Annotated in this window: 31 protein-coding genes; 23 read left to right on the plus strand and 8 right to left on the minus strand. The window is 46.2% G+C overall.

Features of this window, described 5'->3' with window-relative positions; genetic code table 11:
- The first annotated feature begins 2 nt into the window (after window positions 1-2).
- Genes ACZM6M_RS02105 through ACZM6M_RS02115 form a run of 3 tightly spaced genes read left to right on the plus strand, consistent with a single transcriptional unit; the run spans window position 3 to window position 3,562 of the window.
- Window positions 3-2,102, plus strand: coding sequence for a hypothetical protein (locus ACZM6M_RS02105; RefSeq protein ID WP_489489513.1), 2,100 nt, complete (start codon window positions 3-5; stop codon window positions 2,100-2,102).
- A complete protein-coding gene (locus ACZM6M_RS02110; protein ID WP_489489514.1) occupies window positions 2,099-2,512 on the plus strand; it encodes a hypothetical protein in 414 nt (137 codons plus the stop codon). The genes ACZM6M_RS02105 and ACZM6M_RS02110 overlap by 4 nt, the downstream gene beginning before the upstream one ends.
- 3 nt (window positions 2,513-2,515) lie before the next feature.
- Window positions 2,516-3,562, plus strand: coding sequence for a hypothetical protein (locus tag ACZM6M_RS02115; protein WP_489489515.1), 1,047 nt, complete (start codon window positions 2,516-2,518; stop codon window positions 3,560-3,562).
- 1 nt (window position 3,563) lies between these two features.
- Here the strand turns inward: ACZM6M_RS02115 and ACZM6M_RS02120 are convergent, their stop codons facing one another.
- Complete coding sequence (locus ACZM6M_RS02120) at window positions 3,564-3,989, minus strand: hypothetical protein (protein WP_489489517.1); 426 nt, start codon at window positions 3,987-3,989, stop codon at window positions 3,564-3,566.
- A 63-nt stretch (window positions 3,990-4,052) separates the two neighbouring features.
- Between ACZM6M_RS02120 and ACZM6M_RS02125 the strand changes: the two genes are divergently transcribed.
- From ACZM6M_RS02125 to ACZM6M_RS02150, 6 genes are all read left to right on the plus strand, one after another.
- Entirely contained in the window at window positions 4,053-4,388 is a 336-nt protein-coding gene (locus ACZM6M_RS02125) for a hypothetical protein (RefSeq protein WP_489489519.1), read from the plus strand.
- A gap of 14 nt (window positions 4,389-4,402) precedes the next feature.
- Entirely contained in the window at window positions 4,403-4,633 is a 231-nt protein-coding gene (locus ACZM6M_RS02130; protein WP_483202221.1) for a holin, read from the plus strand.
- Between the two features lie 89 nt (window positions 4,634-4,722).
- A complete protein-coding gene (locus tag ACZM6M_RS02135) occupies window positions 4,723-4,890 on the plus strand; it encodes a hypothetical protein (protein ID WP_489489521.1) in 168 nt (55 codons plus the stop codon).
- 70 nt (window positions 4,891-4,960) lie between these two features.
- Window positions 4,961-6,889 carry a hypothetical protein gene (locus tag ACZM6M_RS02140; protein WP_489489523.1) on the plus strand — a complete coding sequence of 643 codons (1,929 nt, stop codon included), beginning with the start codon at window positions 4,961-4,963 and terminating at the stop codon, window positions 6,887-6,889.
- Window positions 6,890-6,899: 10 nt separating this feature from the next.
- On the plus strand, window positions 6,900-7,343 hold the full coding sequence (locus ACZM6M_RS02145; RefSeq protein WP_489489525.1) for a hypothetical protein: 444 nt from the start codon (window positions 6,900-6,902) through the stop codon (window positions 7,341-7,343).
- Window positions 7,344-7,354: 11 nt separating this feature from the next.
- Complete coding sequence (locus ACZM6M_RS02150) at window positions 7,355-8,158, plus strand: N-acetylmuramoyl-L-alanine amidase (protein ID WP_489489526.1); 804 nt, start codon at window positions 7,355-7,357, stop codon at window positions 8,156-8,158.
- A 414-nt stretch (window positions 8,159-8,572) separates the two neighbouring features.
- On the opposite strand, the gene ACZM6M_RS02155 is transcribed toward ACZM6M_RS02150, so the two are convergent.
- The 7 genes from ACZM6M_RS02155 to ACZM6M_RS02185 form a co-directional block, all read right to left on the minus strand.
- Window positions 8,573-9,718: a helix-turn-helix domain-containing protein gene (locus tag ACZM6M_RS02155; RefSeq protein ID WP_489489528.1), complete on the minus strand. Its 1,146-nt coding sequence runs from the start codon at window positions 9,716-9,718 to the stop codon at window positions 8,573-8,575.
- Window positions 9,715-10,344, minus strand: coding sequence for a hypothetical protein (locus tag ACZM6M_RS02160; RefSeq protein ID WP_489489529.1), 630 nt, complete (start codon window positions 10,342-10,344; stop codon window positions 9,715-9,717). Before ACZM6M_RS02160 ends, ACZM6M_RS02155 begins: the two co-directional genes overlap by 4 nt.
- 888 nt (window positions 10,345-11,232) lie before the next feature.
- A complete protein-coding gene (locus ACZM6M_RS02165) occupies window positions 11,233-12,363 on the minus strand; it encodes a tyrosine-type recombinase/integrase (protein ID WP_489489530.1) in 1,131 nt (376 codons plus the stop codon).
- Window positions 12,350-12,925 carry a hypothetical protein gene (locus tag ACZM6M_RS02170; RefSeq protein ID WP_489489532.1) on the minus strand — a complete coding sequence of 192 codons (576 nt, stop codon included), beginning with the start codon at window positions 12,923-12,925 and terminating at the stop codon, window positions 12,350-12,352. Before ACZM6M_RS02170 ends, ACZM6M_RS02165 begins: the two co-directional genes overlap by 14 nt.
- Complete coding sequence (locus ACZM6M_RS02175; protein WP_489489533.1) at window positions 12,903-13,307, minus strand: helix-turn-helix domain-containing protein; 405 nt, start codon at window positions 13,305-13,307, stop codon at window positions 12,903-12,905. Before ACZM6M_RS02175 ends, ACZM6M_RS02170 begins: the two co-directional genes overlap by 23 nt.
- Window positions 13,219-13,512, minus strand: a complete 294-nt coding sequence (locus tag ACZM6M_RS02180) for a hypothetical protein (RefSeq protein WP_489489534.1) — start codon at window positions 13,510-13,512, stop codon at window positions 13,219-13,221. The genes ACZM6M_RS02175 and ACZM6M_RS02180 overlap by 89 nt, the downstream gene beginning before the upstream one ends.
- Before the next feature lie 41 nt (window positions 13,513-13,553).
- On the minus strand, window positions 13,554-13,919 hold the full coding sequence (locus ACZM6M_RS02185; protein ID WP_489489536.1) for a helix-turn-helix domain-containing protein: 366 nt from the start codon (window positions 13,917-13,919) through the stop codon (window positions 13,554-13,556).
- Window positions 13,920-14,160: 241 nt separating this feature from the next.
- Between ACZM6M_RS02185 and ACZM6M_RS02190 the strand changes: the two genes are divergently transcribed.
- The 14 genes from ACZM6M_RS02190 (at window position 14,161) to ACZM6M_RS02255 (ending at window position 22,675) form a co-directional block, all read left to right on the plus strand.
- Window positions 14,161-14,577 carry a helix-turn-helix transcriptional regulator gene (locus ACZM6M_RS02190; protein WP_117483429.1) on the plus strand — a complete coding sequence of 139 codons (417 nt, stop codon included), beginning with the start codon at window positions 14,161-14,163 and terminating at the stop codon, window positions 14,575-14,577.
- A 43-nt stretch (window positions 14,578-14,620) separates the two neighbouring features.
- Window positions 14,621-15,100 carry a helix-turn-helix domain-containing protein gene (locus tag ACZM6M_RS02195; RefSeq protein ID WP_242989877.1) on the plus strand — a complete coding sequence of 160 codons (480 nt, stop codon included), beginning with the start codon at window positions 14,621-14,623 and terminating at the stop codon, window positions 15,098-15,100.
- 31 nt (window positions 15,101-15,131) lie between these two features.
- A complete protein-coding gene (locus ACZM6M_RS02200) occupies window positions 15,132-15,737 on the plus strand; it encodes a cell wall hydrolase (RefSeq protein ID WP_489489538.1) in 606 nt (201 codons plus the stop codon).
- Between the two features lie 249 nt (window positions 15,738-15,986).
- Window positions 15,987-16,241 (plus strand): hypothetical protein, encoded by a 255-nt coding sequence (locus ACZM6M_RS02205; RefSeq protein WP_270187386.1) that lies wholly within the window; start codon window positions 15,987-15,989, stop codon window positions 16,239-16,241.
- Window positions 16,220-16,450 carry a hypothetical protein gene (locus ACZM6M_RS02210; RefSeq protein WP_489489540.1) on the plus strand — a complete coding sequence of 77 codons (231 nt, stop codon included), beginning with the start codon at window positions 16,220-16,222 and terminating at the stop codon, window positions 16,448-16,450. The genes ACZM6M_RS02205 and ACZM6M_RS02210 overlap by 22 nt, the downstream gene beginning before the upstream one ends.
- Window positions 16,451-17,362 (plus strand): recombinase RecT, encoded by a 912-nt coding sequence (locus ACZM6M_RS02215; protein ID WP_489489542.1) that lies wholly within the window; start codon window positions 16,451-16,453, stop codon window positions 17,360-17,362. It abuts the gene before it with no gap.
- 11 nt (window positions 17,363-17,373) lie between these two features.
- Entirely contained in the window at window positions 17,374-18,171 is a 798-nt protein-coding gene (locus ACZM6M_RS02220; RefSeq protein WP_118389559.1) for a PD-(D/E)XK nuclease-like domain-containing protein, read from the plus strand.
- Between the two features lie 19 nt (window positions 18,172-18,190).
- Window positions 18,191-18,970 (plus strand): phage replisome organizer N-terminal domain-containing protein, encoded by a 780-nt coding sequence (locus ACZM6M_RS02225; protein ID WP_489489544.1) that lies wholly within the window; start codon window positions 18,191-18,193, stop codon window positions 18,968-18,970.
- Between the two features lie 2 nt (window positions 18,971-18,972).
- A complete protein-coding gene (locus ACZM6M_RS02230; RefSeq protein WP_489489546.1) occupies window positions 18,973-19,821 on the plus strand; it encodes an ATP-binding protein in 849 nt (282 codons plus the stop codon).
- A 4-nt stretch (window positions 19,822-19,825) separates the two neighbouring features.
- On the plus strand, window positions 19,826-20,095 hold the full coding sequence (locus ACZM6M_RS02235; RefSeq protein ID WP_489489548.1) for a hypothetical protein: 270 nt from the start codon (window positions 19,826-19,828) through the stop codon (window positions 20,093-20,095).
- Between the two features lie 10 nt (window positions 20,096-20,105).
- On the plus strand, window positions 20,106-20,555 hold the full coding sequence (locus ACZM6M_RS02240; RefSeq protein WP_117502411.1) for a RusA family crossover junction endodeoxyribonuclease: 450 nt from the start codon (window positions 20,106-20,108) through the stop codon (window positions 20,553-20,555).
- A gap of 10 nt (window positions 20,556-20,565) precedes the next feature.
- Entirely contained in the window at window positions 20,566-21,690 is a 1,125-nt protein-coding gene (locus ACZM6M_RS02245) for a DUF1351 domain-containing protein (protein ID WP_489489550.1), read from the plus strand.
- The gene (locus ACZM6M_RS02250; protein WP_489489552.1) at window positions 21,690-22,361 is read left to right on the plus strand and encodes a hypothetical protein; all 672 of its coding nucleotides are present in this window, start codon (window positions 21,690-21,692) and stop codon (window positions 22,359-22,361) included. The genes ACZM6M_RS02245 and ACZM6M_RS02250 overlap by 1 nt, the downstream gene beginning before the upstream one ends.
- A 2-nt stretch (window positions 22,362-22,363) precedes the next feature.
- Window positions 22,364-22,675: a hypothetical protein gene (locus tag ACZM6M_RS02255; RefSeq protein ID WP_489489554.1), complete on the plus strand. Its 312-nt coding sequence runs from the start codon at window positions 22,364-22,366 to the stop codon at window positions 22,673-22,675.
- Window position 22,676: the final 1 nt, after the last annotated feature.

A 22,676-nucleotide genomic window follows, 5' to 3' on the forward strand; every position in this document is an offset into this window, starting at 1 on the left:
AAATGAAATGGGATATCAGGGTGGAGAGCAATGGACAGCAGCCATATGCGTCAGTCGAGGATCTTGCAAATATGGAGCAGCAGCTCCCACCTTATGCTCTGTGCCTTCCGAGGTATGCAAAAATGGACAGCAACTATCCTAATGCCCCAGACCAGATAGAAAAGGGGCTGTATGGTTACATCAGTACAGCCCTTAGCGGCCAAGATGGAAGGTTTGAAAATCCTCCGGTAATCACGGTGACATTTGACCGTCTAAAGACAAGTAATGGTATATATCTGGTTTTTAACCGATTAAGTGGCGACTATGCATCCAGTATTCAGATCCGATGGAATAAGGACGGGGAGCTGGTGCATGAGCAGAATTTTGAGCCGGACGGGACAGAGTATTTCTGTCGAGCCAAAGTGCCGCTGTTCAATCAGATCGCAATTACATTCCTTAAAAGCAGTAGGCCCTATCGTTATCTATGGCTAGCTGTTATTAAAAACCAGAGGATGACGGATGCAGGCGGCTTGAAAATCGTTTATGACGATATCGCTCTGGGAGCAGCAGAGAATAATACAGCAGAGACACCGGACAAGGATTATTATGTAAATTTGCAGGATTTGAAAGAAGGGGTTGAGTTTCCGGATTATGCACTGTGCCTGCCGCGTTATGCAAAGATGGACGGAGGTTATTCCAACGCTCCGGATCAGCTGGAAGAGATGGGGTATGTAAGCGACAGTATATCCGGCCCTGATGGTGCATTTGCAGTACCGCCTGCAATCACATTTTCTTTCAGCCAGAATTATTCCAGCGTTGGGGTTACGCTGAGATTCAACGATTATACAGAAGACCGGTGCAGCCGGATCAATATAAAATGGTATCGTGATGAGGAACTGTTAAAGGATCAGGATTACGAGCCGGACAGTTATAATTATTTCTGTTACGGAGTAGTGGATTATTACAATAAAGTAGTCATTACGTTTTTGGAAACCAGCAAGCCATATCGTAATGTGTTTTTGACTCATATTATATGGGGGCTGATCCGGGTATTTAAGGATGATGAAATAGAGGACATTAACTGCCTGATGGAACTCAATTCAATCTCTGAAGAGGTCAGCATAAATACGATGGATTACACGATCCGAAGTAAAACAGAGTATGCGTTTGAGTTCCAGAAAAAGCAGAAACAGACCCTGTATTTTGACGAGGCGATTCTGGGGATTTATTACCTTAAGGACGGAAAACAGATCGGGGAAAAACGGTACTCAGTGGAGACACAGGATGCGGTCGGGATTTTGGATAACAATCCGTTTATGGGTGGAATCTATGAAAATATGTTGGTGTCTGAGATTTTGGACAATATTATGGAAGGTGAAGGCATTGCATATTTTTTAGATGATGCCTATAAGGAGACCAGAATAAGCGGATATTTACCCGTTACCAGTAAACGCAGCGCCCTGCAGCAGCTTGCGTTTGCGATTGGTGCTTTGGTAGATACAAGCTATGACCGCCAGCTGTATGTATATCCGGAGCAGACAGAAGTGACGGCAGAATTTACTGGACGGGATATCTTTCTGGGTCTCACTGTGGATCACAGTGAAATGGTGACGGGAATCCGGCTGTATGCACACAGCTATATACCGAGCCAGGAGTCAGCAGAGCTGTATAAGGGAAGCTTAACAGGAGAAACTAAGCTGGAGTTTTCCGAACCGTATCATAGTCTGTCGATCATAGGCGGTACTATAGAAAAGCATGGGGCCAACTATGCGTATATCACTTCCAATGGCGGCGGAGAGGTTGTCTTGACGGGGCTTAGATATAACCACAATACGATCACTCTTTTAAAAGAGAACCCTAAGATTACCCAGAATAAAAATATTGCCGAGGTAAAAGAAGCAACCCTTGTCACCATGGAAAATGCGCAGGCGGTATTAAACAGGGTATATGATTACTACAGCAATAATGAGAGTGTCAGCTTCCGGGCAGTTATCAACGATCAGGAACTTGGAAATCGTGTTCGGGTAACAACAGGATTTAAAGGCACAATGGAGGGAATGATCCGGAAACTGGATATGAAATTTTCACGGAGAAAAATCACAGCGGAGGTGACAGTGGGATGAGTACAGTGCTGGATACACTGATTACAGACCGGACCAGTGCAGACCTTGCAGCAGATCTGGATAAGGTCTATGCAGATTATATCTGCCTTAACCGGGTAGAGCAGGCCTGTGCTCTTCTGGCACAGCGGTTTGGCGTAGATATAAAAACCAAGGAATGGAAGATGGAGGACTACCGTACAGATACGGAAATGGCCCGACTGCTCGAAAATATCAAAAAGGTGAGAACGGCATATTTTGTAAAGTCCAGCACCCCGCCAACTCCGGTAAAGATCACATATGATAACATCTACCAGGCCAATGATATTGAGCAGATATTAAAGGATCTGGGAGATATGTATGACAGTATGATATCGGGGCAGAGGCGGTTAGGCTTTCATCTGGGGCGGAAGATGATGGGAAACAGGAGGTAAGACATGGCATTAAAAACAGATTTCAAGGATGATATTTTTGAGGGAAACAGGAAGTATAAGCTGTCCCAGGATGGTACGGGAAATACTGAGATTCAGGATGTGACGGTCTATAGTCAGGAAGGCGACCTGTTCACAGCTGAACATATCAACGCCACCAACGAGGCAGTAAACGGTCTGTCAGAGGATATGGTAGACCTAAAAAAATCTGTCAGTGATGGAAAAGCACAGGTTGCCGCAGCCATCACTGCGAAACGGGTACCTACAGCGGCAACCGCAACATTCGGGGAGATGGCGGCCAATATCGGAAAGATTGTCCTGGGAAGCGGCAATGCGGTGCCGTCGGATGTTCTGGCAGGTAAGACGTTTACGAACAACGATGGTGTAGAATATACTGGCACCATGCCCAACCGTGGCGACTACAACGGCTGGGGCAACAGCAAAGGCAATGATGCAGACAATCAGCGGATGTGGGTTAAAATACCACAGGGATACTATAACGAGAACGCCAATGTGTTCCTGTCATGGGCGGATATCCGCAACATGGCGGGGATTACAGCGGTGAAGATCAAAAAAGGCGAATCGATAATGGGTATTATCGGAAGTTTTGAGGGGTGGGTACCAACGCCTCAGGATCTATATTATAACGGTGTAAATGTTGGGGGATTGCAAATCAACTTGTTTGCGCAAGAGAATACCAGACTACTTATGAAAGGCGACTACTCAACATGGAACCATAGAGCTATTGTTTTCCCAAACACGATTGATGTACGAAGTTATAGTAAGTTGATTTTTGAAGGACAATTTCTTAGATATTGGAAAAATGATCCTGATAATGGCATCCCTCCGTCATGGATCAGTCTTTGTCGATATAAGACGTATAATAGTGATGAGGAGATTGCAAAAGTTAAGTGGGATGGAGGATATGGAGCCTCTATTGGAAATTTTCAACTTGACATTTCACAACTCACTACTTTTGAAGCCAATAAATATTATATCAGTATTGGTTATATTGCCAAGGGGACATATATTACCCGCATTAGATTGGAATAAATTAAGCTATATAAATACGAGTAATAGAACCTCTCCAACCATTGGCAGCGTATGGAAACGAGATTTGCGGTGTAAATGTTACATTTCTATTTATAGAAAATGAAAAACCATTAGCTATAGATACATCCCCCAGTTTTATTGAGGAAATAATATTATAATTACTGGTATCTATTAATTGAATGTAACGGGCAGCAGAAGATTGACCAGCTCCGAAACTGGCATTTATATCTATCCCTTGTACATACAATTTCTGAGAAGTTGTTATGGTATAACTTCGTGTTGCTTTGAGATGTGGTGTACCGGATAAGGTTATTCGATCCTGAAGAAAACCACATTCTTTCGAGGTAAAACCTGCGTTATTCGCACCATTAATATATAGATCACCTGCGTCGCCAACCCAACCTTGGAAACTTCCGATAAGACCCATTATCACGACTATTGCGAAAGGAGATGATTCAAATGATTACAAAACCAGAAAAGGAGCCAGATGATGGATGAATTAACAAAAGCAGAGCTGGCCCGCATCCGTGACGAGGATCAGCGCCAGAACCGGCGCATTGAGCTGCTGGAGGACATGAGTAAGGTGATCCAGGATCTGGTACTCTCCATCCATGGCCTTGCAAAAGATATGGAACAGATGCTCCAGGAGCAGAAAGAGCAGGGGAAGCGCTTGGACAACCAGAGTAAGCGTCTGGACGCCCTGGAACGGGAACCGGGCAACACCTACAAGGACATTAAAAAAACAGTAATCACAGCGATAGTAAGCGCGCTTGCCGGATCACTGGCAACTGGGCTTATTTTAATTTTGTCGCAGACTATCCATTGAGAGGAGGTGAGTATATGCTTAAGAACTGTGTATTCCGTGCCGACGTGGATACCATCCAGTGGGTCAAGGCCGCAGGTATCCGTGCGGTCAAGACTATGGCGCAGACATTTGTCGCCACCATCGGCTCAGCAGCGGTCATGGGTGAGGTCAACTGGCCTATGGTAGCCAGTGCATCCGCGCTGGCAGGTATCCTGTCAGTGGCAACGTCCATCGCAGGACTTCCGGAGCTGCCAGCCAAGACCTGAGAGGGGGTGATCCAACATCTCCCGTCCGGCAGGGTCAGAGCCGGAGCAACTACTATTACATATCAACAGTGAAAGAGAGGACAAAGATTATGGCAAACGCAACAGGTAAGAGAGCAGACAAGAGAACAGCAGAGCAGAGAAGAAATGACGCAGCACAGAAGAGAAGACCCAAGGGTGCACAGGATACCACTTTTGCAACCACCGGCCCTGCAACCGGCAAGGAGGACGAGAGAGCGGTAGGCACGGAAGATAAGTAAGCTGTGCGACGTCGCAACGCAGACAGGCCCCGGGGGAAACTCTGGGGCTCTTTTTAGTTGGAGGTGACTGATGGTTACAGCAGTATTTACAGATAACGATGATTATGCCCGCACCTACGGCCTATGGCAGTGGGATTATGGTCAGCAGCTCAGGATAGAGGGATTACATCTTCCGACGGCGGTTGAGATTCACTTTGCATTACAAGAGATGGGCGGCGAGGCTATACCCCGTGTGGGTACCACCAAAGACGGCGTAACAACCGTCACGATCCCGGACAGTATGCTGGAGGGCAACAGTACAGTATGGACGGCCGAAAAGATGTACAACATCCACGCATGGATATACCTGTCAGACCGGACATCCGGTGAGACGATCAAGCGCATTACCATGCAGGTCAAATCACGCCCCAAGCCGAAAGCCTTTGAGGCACCGGGAGATGGGGAGATCTTTCGGGAGGCCATCGAGGCCGTGAATGACGCTGCCAAACGTGCGGAAGAGGCCGGTGACAAGGCTGTAGCCGCTGCGGATGAGGCCAAGGCAGCAGCCACCCAGACAGCGGAGCATTTGGAAGCCGTACAGGGGCTTGCAGAGCAGGTAGAGATCAATGCCGATACCGTGGCACAGGATAAGCAGGCAGTAACAGGGATGCTCTCTCAGGCACAGCAGGAGGCCTCAGACGCGGCGTTATCGGCACAGGCAGCCAAGTTATCAGAGACAGCCGCAGCACAGGCACAGACGGGCGCTGAGGCGGCTGAGGATACAGCAAGACAGTACGCTGAGGAGACGGAGGCAGACCGGCAGGCAGTTGCCAATGATAAGCAGGTAGTTAGCCAGATGAGGGAAGCAGTGGCGGCAGACCGTCAGGCGGTAGAGCAGACCGCTGCGCAGTTTGGACAGACCGCCCAAGACGCCCTTACAGCCATAGGACAGGCTCAGAGCACAGCTGTGGGAGCTGTTAAGGCCGAGGGCAATAAACAGACCACAGCGGTACAGGAGGCAGGCACACAGGCGGTCAGTGAGGTTGCTGAGGCTAAGACTACAGCAGTACAGGCAGTCACCACGGAGGGCGATAAGCAGACCAAAAGGGTTGAGGATGCGGCTGCTGGGATTATAGCGGATAGGGAGCAGATCAGCCAGAATAAGACTGATATAGCCGGTCTGGTGGAAGGGATGACCGATTTGGCACCGGCAATCCATAGCACGGCTTCCGGCTCCGTCATTACCGCCAATGATGCCGCAGAGGGTCGTCCGTTCCGGAGGCTGAGGGTGTTTGGGAAGAGTACGCAGGATGGGGCACCGAGTGTGGAAAATCCAGTGCCGATTGTGAGTGCTGGTGAGAGCGGCACAATCAACGTCTCTATTTCCGACAGCGGAAGTCAGAGCCAATCCCTCACCCTCGCCACTCCTAACGGTCTCCCCGGTGTGCCAGTCAGCAAGGACGGCAACTACACAGATTCCAACGGTCAGCAGTGGGTGTGCGATGAGATTGATCTGGAGCGCGGAAAGTATGTGCAGAGAGTTAAAGAAATCAATCCTGCTGATTATGATCGATGGATTTCAGATAAAACAACTGGGAACTTAAGATTCAAAATTATAGGAACGGATGCTGCTAAGAAAACAGTACGATCTGAAATTTTAAGTAACAGATTTACTTTTCTTTCTTCTGGGCATATGCTTGGAGGTTCTTTTACTTATAATAGCGACGTCTATTTTTATCTTCCATCCACAGTAACTACAGTTGAGGAATGTAAACAATGGTTTGTTGATAATCAGACTACGATTTATTATCAATTAGAAACCCCCATCGAGCGTGATCTTACCCCCGAAGAGATTGCCGCCTACAAGGCCCTGCGGACATATGGCCCGACTACCGTGATTACCAATGACGCAGGAGCAGGAATGGAAGTGACGTATGTAGCGGATACCAAGGCTTACATCGACAAGAAATTTAAGGAATTAAATCAAGCTATCGTGAACACTCAAATTGCATTGTTATAGGAGGTACATAATGTACGATATCATTAAAAATGTAATCACGTCCGGAAGCTATGAGCTGACGGACATCCTCAAAAAGATTGACACTATCTGGCTCCAAGGCACCCTCACTGAGGAGCAGCGCACGGAATTGATTGATCTGGCCCGCACCGGTGCAGACCCAGAAAACAGTTATGCGCCACTCCAGAAGCAGATTGACACTCTGTATGCCAATATGACCGAAATGGGTAAGACGATCCTCAGTCTGACAGACAAGGTCAGTAAACTGGATGGCGGCAGCGTAACCCCGCCAGAGACAGAAGAGTATCCTGCATGGGTACAGCCCACAGGGGCGCATGATGCTTATAACACAGGGGATAAGATGACATACACAGACGGCAAGCGGTATGTATGCCAGATGGATAACTGTGTATGGGGGCCGGATACATACCCGGCAGGATGGAAACTGGCAGAATAATGGAGGAAACTATGGAAATACGAAAAGAAATCAGACAGATTAACTGTTATGCAGGTCAAAACCGCCCAGCATGGATCGTGATCCACGAGACGGACAACTACAAGATGGGTGCAGGTGCCCTTAAACACTCCGAAGCCCATCGAAACGGCAACCTGTCCACCTCTGTCCACTGGTATGTAGATGATAAAGCGGCAGTGCAAACCTTAGATTACAGAGACGGTGCCTATGCAGTAGGTAGGCAATACGGTACGCCTCTGGTGGCAGGAGTCACCAACACCAACAGCATCAACATTGAGATCTGCGTCAACCCGGACTCCGATTATGATACCGCCCGCGCAAACTGCGTGGAGCTTGTACGCCAGATCGTGGCGGAGACAGGGATCGGGGCCGATCATGTGATCCGGCACTATGATGCAAAGCGTAAGCATTGCCCCCGTAAGATGCTGGATCAGCCGCAGCTGTGGATCGATTTTAAGGTGGCGTTGACCGAACCGCAGAAAAAGTCTGGCTGGCAGCAGGAAGATGGTGGCTGGAGATACTACCTTGGTAACGGTCAGCCAGTCCGAAATGATTGGTACTGGTACGAGAGCAAGTGGTACTGGTTCGACGGCTCCGGCATAATGGTGCATGATACATGGTACAAGTATAAAGACCACTGGTACTACCTGGGTGCTGATGGTGCTATGGTAACAGGACAGCAGACGATAGACGGTAAGTGGTACATCATGGATACTGAGGGCCGCATGATTGTGGAGCCGGTGACGCTTACACCGGATCAGGATGGGGCGCTGAGATGGCCGGGGCTGGCGGAATAAAAAGGTAGAAAAAGAAGTAGCAGGGACAATATGGATGTGATATAATGCTGATGTTACCGCCTCCTATACTGGTAAGGAAGGGAGGTGCTTACTATGGAATTTATTATATCCTTTATCGTCGCTGTCGCGGCTGGTGTGGTTTGCCACTACATCATCAAATGGTTGGACGGCGATAAATAACCGGTAACCAGCCTGTGGGGTTAAGCCTTCCCACTCCAAAAATAGGAATAGAAAAACCCGAAGGTCTCGCACACCTCCGGGTTTTTTGTTGTCGCTCACTATGGAACAACTATATCCTTTATTGCCTACTGGCATTATAGCATATGCAATTCTGAAATGCAATATCCCTGAAAATCTTTTGATTCTATGTTTTTGGCAGTCACCCCTTATATAGGAAGAAATATCATAATATTCTTAGCTTTTTACCAATCGCAATATTGGTTTGCGCCGCTGATTGAAATCGTCAAAAAATTCATCTGGCAATCCACAGATACATTTTAAATCATCAATAGATAATCCAGATGCATTGATAAATGCAGTTTTAGTAATTATCCTATTATCGATCAAAAGATAGACTGCGTCACGTATCATTTCGGGTTCGGCAATTGTTAAAATATCATCTAACGGCTCTTTATGCCAATACTTTTTTGTGGTCATTTGTCGCTTTAAATAATTTATTTGATTTTCCGTTAGCAATTCAAGTGTCTCACAACGCTTAATAATGGTGGACATAGCACATCCCCATTTTTTTTTAACAGCCTCTAATGAAATTAGAGAGGTGCTTCGTATATCTTTTGGGAATGATGTTGCCGGAAGTAAAAATGCTGCTGCAAATCGATCTGCCTGCATATCTGCTAGATCAACGATTTCTTTTTTAACAGAATCATCTTCTGCGATAGAACTATGCATTATAAGATGTCCTAATTCATGTAAGATGCTAAATCTAGTACGTACAGCACTCTTAGGAATCGAATGGTACAAAATATATGGTGTCCCATCTTTCCAACAAGAAAAAGCATCTATACCTTTGAAAGCACAGAAACTATTTGTGGCAAATTGTGTTACGATAACACCTTTATTTTCCAATAATCCTATTAAATCATTGATCGGATCATCGTCTATATCCCAATCTTTGCGAATAGTTAGTGCTATTTCCTCAATATCTTCAAAGGATAAATCTTCGTAGTTCTTGTCGATTGTCGGAAGATCCCGTTCAATAAAATCAACATATTTCTCGAGTTGTTTTTTTATTTCGTCAGTCCACTTTATCTGATATTTGCATGCTGTTTTAACTTTTTTAGCAATATTAGATTTAGAGCGAAAAAATAATGGACTACTACCAGCATTGATTTTTGCTTCTGATTTATAAAAAAACTCTGTAGGAAACCCAAGACTATATGAAATGGCCTGTAGCATTTCCGGCGAAGGACGCACTATACCTCGTTCATATTTTGAAATAGATTGCCTTGTAACGCCAATGTCACTAGCTAAATCTTCCATAGATTTAGCACGAGCTTCCCGAGCTTCTGTTATGCGGGAAGATATAATTGTGCTAGTCATGAAATATTCTCCTCAATTCCATGCGCTAAGAACTCTTTCTTTAATACAGCTTTTTTTCGTTCAAATACTTTCATGTTTTCATTTTCAGTGGTTAGACTAATTTGAGGAAGGGGTAAACATTCTGCAATACCAGTATATCCAGGTTCTGGAAACTGAACAACAGAAAACGTCTGATTGCGTCCTCCAAATGCTAAAATAGCATAATAAGGTTCATTGCTATAAGGAGGTGTTTCATCAAAGTCAATAACCATCTGTCTCTGTAATGCATGATTATTGTTTGATAGTCTGATCTTGTACTTTGAAGCATAAGGTAATAAATCAGGTGCTGAACTACGTGCAACATGAAGGATTACATTTTTATTTCTGAGTTCTGGTATCAGTTGCTTGCATCGAAACTCACGTTGAATAAATTCAAACGGAAATTTCGGGTCATGGCTCTCAATCTCACATTGCATTTGCACTAGTTTTGTCCGTAACCGTCCTCTTGTGTCAGCAAAATAGGGGTGTCCCAACATTGGGCGTTGCGTTTCCATAAGCTCACGATAGGTTACATCGCCGACCTGCACGATTGATGCCAGTGTTTTAAGTTCACGAGAAGTAAAAATATCTTTAAACTGAGTAAGCATATGTCCTCCTATATTTTTAATCATGAGCCTATTTTACATTATTTATATATTTTTGTCAACCGGAGTAAAATACACTATTAAATCAATATTTACGGAAATAAAGAAAGAAAAAAGCGGCTACCAAATAAAAGGCAGTCGCTTTTTTGGAAAAAATCCGCATATGAGTCGAAACTCAACATAACAAAAAATATAATAAAGCTTAAATCCACGATACATTTGCATCGACAATGTACTTAAAGTATAATACCTATCCTCGCAAGTGTCAAGGGTGGATTTGCAAATATGGATGGACAGACGATGAACAGGCGGCAACAGCCTAAACGGATTGGCTCGCCGTAAAGAGCAAGAAAACCCCAGAGCGGCAACTCCGGAGGCTTTAGTTTTGTCCTGTGGAAAATCATAAAAGATAAAAAGGTAGGCAGTGTCAACCATTTGTCTACCTTGAGCAGATTCGTCTATAATATATATGATGATACTATAGGTTTACAGATTTTCGGAAATGTAGATATATATTAGTAAATAAAGGGCTGTAGATGATTCTATAGCATACATAAATCATGCAAAATGTTACAGCTAAGCTTGGGTAATAACCCAATGGTTGGCGCTACTGTAGCTGTAGCTGTTTCTGTTGAGGAAGCAGCCGAGGCAGGCAAGTTCTAAATAGACCTTACAATTTGAAAAGACGTTAAACCCAGGAAGTACCGTAATCACAGCGATTGCGGTACTTTTTTGGTGCCTGGAAACGAGAAAATGAAATGTGGTGTGAGAAGTGCTGAAAAGTAGTGAAAATTGGAAAGTAGGAAACCGGTAGGTAACAAGTAGGAAACATGGAGAAGGTAACACTTTTTGAAGCATCTGCAGAAAGCAGAAATACCGCAACCACGTGGGTTACGGTATCTTTTCCAGCTCAGCTCTGAGCCATTCCAAGTCACGGTCTGTATAAGCAGCTTCGGTTATGTCGGTGATTCTGTGACCGACAAGTTTCTTTATGGTGTATTCGTCAACCTCAGCTTTCTTTGCCATTGTGATGAATGTCATTCGGGGATCATGCGGTCTATGATCGTCACGAAGTTTGAGAGCGTCGATAACCTTATCGAAACGGCCGGCATATTTGTCGTAAGTGATCGTCATGCCGCCTTTGGGAGAATCCGGATCGTTAAAGAGGCGGGTGCTGCCAAGTTCAACGGCGTAGTCGTAGTTCTTCTTTACAAGGTCGAACACTTTAGGGTGTATTGGTACCATGCGATGCCGTCCAGCCTGGGTTTTCATTCCGCCGACAATGTAGCGTTCGTCCAGGTGCACGTCCTCTAATTCCAGTATGGCGAGTTCTTGTGGGCGCCATCCCATGTAGCACTGTATGAGAATCCAGTCTACAAAGCGGATCTTGCCGAGGTTGTCCCAAAGGGTCTGCATTTCGGATTCCTGGAAGATGATGTGGCCACGTTTCGCCTCTTCCTTTTCTTTGATGATGTCGTCCGACAGTTCAAATGTCCGGGCGTAGTTCTTATCTACAAGCTCATATTCGAGAGCATAGTCCAGCATGAGATTGAACATAGACTTGATCCTGGATTTGGTACCAGCAGATGCAAGCACCTTTTCGCCTTTGTTGGCTCCACGTGAAGGGATAATATAGCCGTCCTCCATAATTCCTTTGATATGGCGGGCACGCAGGTCCTTGACGCGCATACCGGCAATGGCGTGGCAGTAGCTCCATGCCGATTTGATGGTACGGCAGGAAGATTCGCTTTCCAGGGTAGCAAAGTATGCTGCAGTCCATTTTTCGTAAAGCTCAGCGAGAGTCATTGAGGCGTTCTGTATATCGTAAGGGTTGGCTCCGTACTCAGCGAGTGCCTGCAGAGCTTCCCTTTTGGTTTTGAACGTCCCCAGGGGTACACGGTTCTGTACTGTCTTTCCGGTTTGTTCGTCTGTAGTCCAGCCAAGAGTGACACGGGCCAGGTACGGCTTACGCCTGTTTCCGGAAAGTTTGGTTACGCTGCCGTAACCGTTAGGGAGTTTCATCCGGTAACCTTACTGATTCCACAGCCGCAGGCAGGCCTGAGAAATCTGTTTTGATTGGTTCCAGTTTGAGAAGAGAGGGCAGAGAGATTTTCTTCTGTTCCGGTACCCTCTCATTAAGAACCGATGTAGGGAGTACATAAAAGTCCCAGTAGTCCAGGTCCAGGATTGAAACATCACGTGTACGAGCGGTAAAGACGCAGAACACATACAAATCATTATTACGCATAGCTTTAGAGGCGTAGGTAGCTCCATCCCAGGCAAGTTTCTTTGAGATGTCGAAGATGATCTGCGAAAACACATCTTCCGGAGTCCATGCCTGCAGGTAGGCAGACGACTTGACCTCAATCCGTAGACCGGATGGAGAGGTAAGGTCGAACGGCAACCAGTCGGCACGTGCGACATCCTTTGTTCCGAGAGCGGAGTGTACGAGAAATTCCGCAAGCACTCCACGGTGAGTATTGTTGAGCAGATCAGAATACGCCCAACGCCAAAAGTCCTGCAGGATGATAGAAGTATCGGAACCGTGCAGGGTAAATGGTTCATTTCCGTTTAGTTGTACCATGATTTCCTCCGTATCTTTCCAGGAGCGTCCACAGGACACGCTTATCGTCGCTGGAAGCGATTGAATACAAGGACACGAGTATTTTATCGTCCGGGACATTATGAAGTCCGAGAAGGTAGTCTACGGAAACGTCGAGTGCATCTGCAAGGAGAATGACATTATCGACAGTAGGCGTTCGCAGTCCGTTAAGGTAGCGTGAAATTGTAGCTGCAGTCACGCCGGAAAGAGTAGCCAAGTCGTTACCGTTCAAGTGGCGTTCCTGCATACATTGAGACAGACGCTCTGAGAATCTGTTAATATCCATAGGCGTAACCGGACAGACCGGCACCACGTATGGAGTAGTCCAATAGTTTCCTGCACTCCGAATCCGAAAGCGGACCATAGGAGCGGATCAGTCCGAACAGCTGCAGATCAGTAATCATAAGTTTACGCTGCAGGAGACGGATTTTTGCAACAGTACCGTAGGAAGTATTCCTGGTACCATGATTACAGCTGTCACAAAAAGAGGAGAGATACAGAAGCAATGCAGCGGCATCGTTCCCGGACCTCTCCTCATTGCGTGCCAGCTCAAAGTATTTGTTATTCATAGGCACATCTCCTCAATACCGGCCGTAAAGTCGGTACCATTCTAAACTGATAATCTTTTTTCCTTATCGAGATATTTCTGAGATTCTGTGTAGGCTTTCAAGAAGCCTTTGAGTTCCCCGATAAATTCAAATTTTTTGTTCTCCGGCAACGCCCGGTACAATTCAAGAAGTTCATCCTCTTCTGCAGTAGTGAGCTTGCGGGCAGGAGCCTCTTCGCCGGTGAGCAGATAATGAACGGATACGCCCAGGAAGTCAGCAATAGGCTTGATGTACTTTGCTGGCGGGTCGCTATTGCGAGTTTTCCAGGTAGACATAGTGGACGTGCGTATGCCGAGGCGATCACACAGGTCAGTGGCTTTTTTGTCCCGTTTTTCAAGGGTTTCTGTGATTCTTTCAATGATTTCCATAGGCAACCTCCGATATAAAAATAATACGCAAATAAGAGTAAAAACATTTACAAACTCGCATATACGTGTTATAATAAATACATGAAATACAAAACAATTCAAAGTTGCGAGCTGAGATATTGTGCGTGTATTTCGTGCGTCTGTTTGCGAGTTTGTAAAGAGGTTTACTTACATTATAGCACGCAAATCAGAAAAGATAAATAGTTTTTACACAAATGCGAGAAAGGAGTGAAACGCAAGCATGAAGCAGGAAACATCACAGTGGGGCAAAGCTGTTAAGAAGGCAGTGATCGACCACAACATGACATTGAAGCAGCTGGCCGAAAAAATCGGTTACAGCAATGCAACTGTTTCCCAGGTCGTCAATGGCAGATATTCCAATTCAAGCTACAAGATGATTGCTGAGAAGATCAACAAAGTGCTTGGAACGGAGGGACTGCCGGAGAGGACCGAGACACCTTCCGATGAATGGTGCCAGTCAGTGAAGATCGAACTGGTGAAACAGAGCATGACCGTCAATGAGCTGGCGAAGCAGCTGGATGTCTCCAGGGATCGGCTGTCACTGGTAATTAACGGCAAGATGATGAACGAAGCAATCGTTGGCGGGGTGAACCGCCTGCTCAGAATCAACACGGCCGCTGTTCCAGCTGATAAGTAAATTATAGCGGAAGGGTAGGTAACAAGAAATGGGAAGAGGCCCTATGAATGAGAACCAAAATGTATATTTCCAGGCGAGAAAAAAGGCCGCAGCATACAACGAGAGGCTATGGAGCCGTGAAGGAGCAGCGGAACTGTTAGGAATATCGGTATCGACGCTGGCTGATTATGAGCTTGGCAATACGAAAGTGGTTCCAGTGGATAAGGTAGTTCTTATGGCGGACCTCTATAAAACGCCGGAACTGATTACTGGGTACTGTATGCGAGAATGCCCGGTACACGGATTCCTACCGCTGGCAACCGAAGAAAAAAGTTTAGAAGGAATTGCATTAAGGCTTTTGCAGAGCTTCAACGAGGATTCATTGAAGGATATGCGGGACAATCTGATCGAGATAACAGCAGATGGGAAAATCACAGAGGACGAATTACCATCCTTGAAGAAAATCATCGACCAGCTCGAAAAGATGGCAGAGGTAATAAGCGAAATGAAAATTGCCGGAGAGAAGTACATGAACGGTAAGTAAGCCGGAGCAATGCCGGAAAGGAGTTTCAGAATTGAAGAAATCGAGTAAGCGAAGAGTATTGTTTGCGGTGCGAACAGCGACAATGATCGGAGCTGCCTGGTTCGCTGTCAATGGCATTACAGATACGCTCGGACAGGAGAAAGAAAAAAGCCGGCCGGTCTACATAGCCACAGAAGGGGTGGCAGAGGCAACGTACACACCGGAAGCAGGAGCGACAGAAACACAGCCAACAGAAACAGCGAAGGCAACAGAAGAACCGCTGATTGCAAGTATGGATTGGGATAAGGACGATTCCTATATGTTATGCAAGATAGCGATGGCCGAAGCTGAGAGCGAAGGCGTAGAGGGAAAGGCGCTGGTAATGCTGGTGGTCCTCAACAGAGTTTGGAGCGAAGAGTTCCCGGACACAATCGAGGAAGTGATTTTTCAGAAGAACCAGTTCAGTCCAGTAGCAAACGGAAGATACGATGAAGTAGAGCCGGATAAGGAATGTTACGAAGCATTGGAAATGATCCAGGTTGAGCATTGGAACGAAAGCCAGGATGCTTTGTATTTTGAAAGTAAGAGTGACAGTAAATGGCACAGCGAGAATTTGGAATTTCTTTTCAAGTACGGCAGACATTACTTCTACAAGTGAAAGGGGTATACGACATGAAGAGAATCAAGAGAAAGGTGAGACGGTTCGTAAGACTGTATTGGTTTTGGGTAAGCCTGGGACTGATTCTTACGAAGGTGTCCGTAGAAGCGGCATACGCAGAGAGAGGATATAAGGCATACGGAGGTGAATGGCTGATGCTTCCGATAATGCTGATTGTCGGATATTTCGTGAATGAGGCGAGAATGTATCTGCCGAATCTCATTGAAGAATGGAGAGAGGAGAAAGCCTATGAACGAAGAATTGAAAGAAATCGTAGAAGGGTACAGGACAGAAGGAATACACATATCCGATGAAGAGGTAAACGAAATCCTTTGGCTGTGCAACAGAAAAATGGAGATCAGCAAGATCGAGGACAGAGAAGAGTACCTGCCGTTGCTTTTCAAGGACGAGGTAAAAAACTATCTGTTCAGACGAGGAGTAAATGCAGTGACACTTTTAAGAAGTTTGGAGGCGAAAGGAATATGTGTTCAGTATGCGGAATGAATCCATGCCATCCAAGTTGTCCGAACGCATCGGAACCGGTACCTGTTTATGAGTGCTGCAGGTGCGGGTACGGAATCTTAGAAGGTGACAAGTTTTGGGATTCTCCGGAAGGGTATATGTGCGAGGATTGCGTAGATGAAATGGACGCAAAAGAGATATTAGAAATGTGCGGCGAAAGCCTCACAGAAGCGAAAAAGGAGGAAATGTAAATGGCAGAGCAGAATGCAGTAGCAACACAGCAGCAGAACACGCAGTTAAGTGTGACCGTGCAGATTAAGAATATGATTTCCCAGGATGCGGTCAAGAAAAAATTTGCTGAGGTACTGGGACAGAAAGCACCGCAGTTTTTGGCATCTATCACGAACGTAGTGGCAGGATCGGCACAGTTGAAAAAATGCCCGGCAAACTCAATTATGAGTTCGGCATTTGTGGCAGCGACGTATGACTTGCCTATTGACAGCAACCTTGGGTTTGCGGCAATCGTTCCATACAACAACAGCAAGTACAATCCGCAGACGAGACAATGGGAGAAACATCCGGAAGCACAGTTTCAGATGATGTATAAAGGGTTCATCCAGCTGGCAATTCGTTCCGGATATTACGAGAAGATGAACTGCTCAGTAGTCTACAAGGACGAGCTGGTGTCTTACAATCCGATTACCGGAGAGGTTGAGTTTGTGACAGATTTCTCTCAGTGCAAGAACAGAGCAGAAGGCAACACAGAGAATATCGTCGGTTACTATGCCTGGTTTAAGCTGTTGACCGGATTCAGAAAAGAGCTGTTTATGACGGTAGCTGAGGTTGATAACCACGCAAGAAAGTATTCCCAGGCGTACCGCTATGATATTGACCAGGGAAAGAAGGCCAGCAAATGGACGACAGATTTTGAGGCAATGGCATTAAAGACGGTTATTAAGCTGCTCCTCAGCAAGTGGGGCATTTTATCGGTGGATATGCAGAGAGCAATCCAGGACGATCAGAAAGTGTACGACGAGGAAGGCGAAGGAACCTATGGAGACAACCAGCCGGACATCATCGAAGCAGAAGATCCGTTCAAGATTGAGCAGCACGACGAGGAAGAACAGCAGATTGGCGGTTTGGATTTAGAAGAGGTTGAATAGGAGGAAGAGAAATGCAACTGACATCAGAGAATTATTATAGCCAGGAGGCTAACAAGGAGTACATGAGTGTATCGGGATATAAAGACTTCGCAGGAACATATGGGAAGATGCCTTGCGAGTTCTATGGTATGGAAAAACTCAACGGACGCTGGGAGGACGAGAAAAGCACCGCATTGTTGGTAGGAAGCTACGTTGACAGCTACTTTGAGGGAAGCCTGGAACAGTTCAAGAAAGAGAATCCGGAAATCTTCACACAGAAGGGCGAGTTAAAGGCAAACTTCAAGCAGGCAGAGGAAATCATCGCACGTATCGAGAGAGACGAATATTTCATGAAGTTTATGAGCGGGCAGAAGCAGGTTATTATGACCGGTGAGCTGTTCGGAGCAAAGTGGAAGATTAAGATGGATTCCTACATTCCGGACGTGGCAATCGTTGACTTGAAGGTTATGGCATCCATTACGGACTTAAAGTGGGTAAAGGATATTGGCTATCTCGATTTTGTAAGATATTGGGGTTACGACATCCAGGGAGCAATCTACCAGGAGATCGTAAGACAGAATACTGGAAAGAAGTTGCCATTCTATATTGCGGGAGCAACAAAGCAGGCAGAGCCGGACATCCGTATCATCCATGTTACAGACAACTACCTGCAGGAGGCACTTCACATGGTAGAGGCAAACATGCCGAGAATCCTCAGAGTGAAGAGCGGAGAGGCAGAACCGGACAGATGCGAATTGTGCGATTGCTGCAGACATAACAGAGTGCTGACACGTCCGATTTCGATTATGGATTTGACAGCAGGTATTTAATACGACAGGCGGTGGTTTAGTGGCAGACAACAGAAAGTATTACTACTTGAAGCTGAAAGAAGATTTTTTCGACAGCGACGAGCTGAAAATATTAGAGAGTCAGAAGGACGGCTACTTATATAGCAACATCCTCTTGAAACTCTATCTGAAAAGCCTGAGCAACGCAGGAAGATTGATGTTCCGGAATGTAATACCGTACACGCCGGAGGTTTTGGCAACACTCACAGGACACCAAGTAGGAACAGTCGAAAAGGCATTAGATGTATTCAAGAGACTGGGATTGATAGAGGTGCTGGATAACGGAGCAATCTACATGATGGATATTCAGAACTTCATAGGCCAGTCGTCAAGCGAAGCTGACAGGCAGAGAGAATATTACAATCGCATGAAAGCTGAGAAGGATGCACTGGCTGATCCTGGAATACCAAAGGCATTGCCGGAAGCGCCGGTTGAAACACCGGCACCAGCAGAACCGAAGTCCAATAAGGCAATCAAAGGTTACACACCAGACTTTGAGGAATTTTGGCTGATTTATCCGAGAAAGGCAGACAAGGCACAGGCATACAAGAAGTACAAGGCAAGACTGGAAGATGGCTTTTCACATGAGCAGTTATGCGAAGCCGCAAGGAATTATGCGGCACAGTGTAAACAAGACAGAACGGAAGATAAGTACATAAAGCACGGCAAGACATTCTTAGGAGAGTCAACGCCGTTCCTGGACTATCTGCCGAAAGAAAAGCCGGTACAGAACGAAGCCGAGTACGACGACAACGAGAATCCGTTCGGAAGGAGTGAGTGACAATGGATTTGCAGAGTATTTTACCGGCAGAGGCGTTTAAGACAGAGAAGAATAGCGGCGATTACATCGGCGAGGACGGACTTCTCTACTGCGGAGTCTGCAGAACAAAGAAGCAGACCAGGTTGCCAGCGTCGGATATTACGCAAGGGAAGGAGCTGATCGTTCCCTGCATCTGTAAGTGTAAGGTGGAAGAGAACAGACGAAAGGAAGAGGGTGAAAAGAAGAGACAGGAAATGCAGCGTTTGGAGAGGCTGAAAGCCAGCAGCCTTATGGATGCAAAGCTGAAATCGGCAAGGCTGGACGGGTACCAGGTTGATGCGGATAATCAGAAAATCTACAACCTGGCCGGAAAGTATGTGAACAGGTTCGATGAAATGTACGAGAAAAGGCAGGGATTGCTTTTTTGGGGCACAGTCGGAACAGGGAAAAGCTACACTGCAGCCTGCATTGCAAACGAGCTGTTGGATAAGATGATTCCGGTGGTTATGACATCATTTGTGAAGATTCTGCAGAACATCCAGGGCAATCAAAACGAAGAAGAGAGAATTATGGCAGGACTGAATGCGGCGAAGCTGCTAATTATCGACGACTTAGGAGCAGAGCGAAGCACAGACTACGCATTGGAGAAAGTGTATAACATCATCGACAGCCGGTATTTATCCGGAAAGCCGTTGATCCTCACTACGAATATGACATTGAAAGAAATGCAGGAGTCTGAGGACATCCGGTATAGACGCATCTACGACAGGATATTTGAGATGTGTTTTCCGGTAAGGTTTGCTGGCAGGAGTTGGAGAGAAAAAGAGGCGTCCAAGAGGTTCGATGCCATGAAGAATTTAATGGAGGAATGACAACATGGGTTTGATTAAGGTGGCAGAAATCAGCATTGACAAGCTGGACGACAGAAAGACGGTTACGGCGATCCTGCATGAGAACGGTTATACCGTCGGGCCAGGAAAGAGAGCAAAGACGCCGACAGGCAAGCAGTTAGATTATTACTTGAAGGTGTATGTGGAAGAAGGCACCGATAAAGCAGAGCTCTACAAGACTACAAGCGGAAAAACGAAGATTACAGCCAAGAAGGTGACGGATAAGATGTCAGCAGAGATTGGTGACAAGGCATAGGAGGCAGAAAGTGGATGAAGATATGAAGCAGATTCGTTTCACAATACCGGGACAGCCATTCGGGAAACAGAGACCGAAGTTCTCAAGAGCAGGGGCGTATGTTAAGACGTACACTCCGAAAGAGACCACCAGTTATGAAAACCTGGTGAAGCTGTTTTATAACGAAGCAGCCAAAGGAAAGATGTTTCCGGAAGGGGCAATGCTGGATGTAAGGATAATTGCATATTACGAAATTCCGAAGTCCACCAGCAAGAAGAAGCGCAGGGAAATGTTGGAACACAGGATCAGACCAACCAAGAAGCCGGACTGGGATAATATCGGCAAGATTGTTTGCGACAGTCTAAACCTGGTAGCGTACCACGATGATTCGGCAGTCGTGGATGCACAGGTAAGGAAGTTTTACTCAGAAACGCCGAGGGTTGATGTGATGATAAAGGTCGTAGGACCGGATCAAATTTAGGAGGTAGACAATGGCAGGAAGAAAGAAAACTGAAACAGTGGAAGCAGAAGTTGTTGAGACAGCGGTAGTACCGGCAGGGAAAATGGAGTTCAGACTGATTAACCCGACAGAGGATGGCTTTCTCAGACGTATTCAGTGGAACAAGGAAGAGTTGGAGGCTGCAGTTAGAGCCAAGATTGCTGGTTACGAGAATGTGGTTTATACCGAGGAAAACATTAAGGCAGCGAAGAATGACAGGGCAGAGCTGAACAAGCTCATTAAGGCTATTGAGGAGAGAAGAAAGCAGGTAAAGAACATCATCAATAAACCTTATGCAGTGTTCGAGGCAGAGTTAAACGAAATCACGGCACTTATCAATGAACCGGTCGCACTGATCGACCAGCAGGTAAAGGCGTTCGAGGAGAAACAGAAGGAAGAAAAGAAAGCGGCTATCAAGGCTACCTACGATGAAAATATTGGAGATTTGGCAGAGGTATTGCCGTTTGAAAAGATTTTCGACAGCCGTTACCTTAATCAGACATATAAGTTGGCAACCGCACAGAAGGAAATCGTGGACAAGATCGACACGGTTAAGACAGATTTGGAGACTATCGACAGCCTGGATAGCAAGTATAAGCTGAATGCGAAGGATGTGTATATTAAGACCCTGGACCTCAGCAAGGCCCTGGCAGAGAACAAGAGGCTGGCAGACCTGGAAGAAAAACTGGAAGCGGACAAGCGCCGTAAGGCTGAGGAAGAGGCCGAGAGAAAACGCCAGGAAGAAATCCGCAAGCAGAAGGAAGCTGAGGAGCAGGCAAAGCGTGAGGCAGAAGAAGAGGAGCGTAAAGCGGCAGAAGCTAAGAAAGCACAGGAAGCCGCCGCAGAAGTCGAACAGACAGAACCTCAGTCCGAAATTGGTAAGGTAATCGAGTCCATCGAGAGATCGGCATTCTCCCAGGCAATAGCTAGAGAGGCGCAGGCGGCACCGACAGAGCAGGCAGTTGATCCGTTCGCTCCGAAGGAAGAACCTAAGCAGGAAAAGAAGTACAGAGTACGTTTCTTTGCAGACGGAACCAAGGAACAGTTGGAAAAACTGATTGCTTTTATGAATGAGAACAATATCAAATACGGCAAGATTGCAAAGGAGAGTAAGTGATGAATGATTTTGACAAGAAATTGGATTTCGACAGCAATACCTTCGAGAATATGAAGCACGATATGAATTTTGTTCTGCAGAGACTTCTTGGAAACATGATTGAGAAGCAGTCCAACGAAGGAAGTATGACAATTAAGATTGACGTTACCATGGTGAAGGAATTTATCCCGAACTACGACCCGAATATCAAGGGAGAGTCCAGGGAGATTAGCAAGCCGCAGTTCAAGCACAAGGTCACATCTGCAGTAAAGATTACCGACGAGAAAGGTGGAAATCTCAACAACGAGATGGAGATGGTTATGGATGAAGAGACTGGCTGCTATGTATTACAGCCGATTGCAAACACACAGCAGAGAACGATTTTTGACTCAGACTTTATGCAGGGTCAGAAGCAGGAAGGCGAAGGCAATGAGGATATTATCGACGGTACATACATCGATGCAGATGTAAGACCGGCGTTACCTGGACCGGCAGACGAAGAGAAGCCTGCGGAGACAGAGGAAACAGACACCCAGCCTACAGAGGAAGAAACACAGTCGGAAGAGAACGGCGAAGAGCCGGGAGATATACCAGCCGAGGAACCTAACGAGGAAGAGCCGGAGGATATTACCGACGACATCCTGGGCGGTGCAGACACAGAAGGTTACGATTACGAAGATCCGGAGGAGTAGATATGGGACTGATGAAACCAAGGGTGAGTAGTTATGTAGACAGAGGCAATGAATTGATTGCAAAGGGCAAGACCAAGCAGGCAATGAACCTGGTGAGCCACGGTCTGCAGTATTACTCAGAGAGGGTTATCGACAGCATATCTCCATACGCCAAGAACGACGCGGGACTGATAGTTTTAGTCCTGCGCCACCTGGCAGATGAAGTCGAGAAGAACAACCCAGGAGCAAAGGAACTGGCGGCTGGCATGGAGAAGTGCGTAGGTAAACCTTCCTTGCAGGAAATTGAGAAAATCAAGAAATCGAATAGGAGATAAT

The organism is Enterocloster sp. (assembly GCF_057861365.1).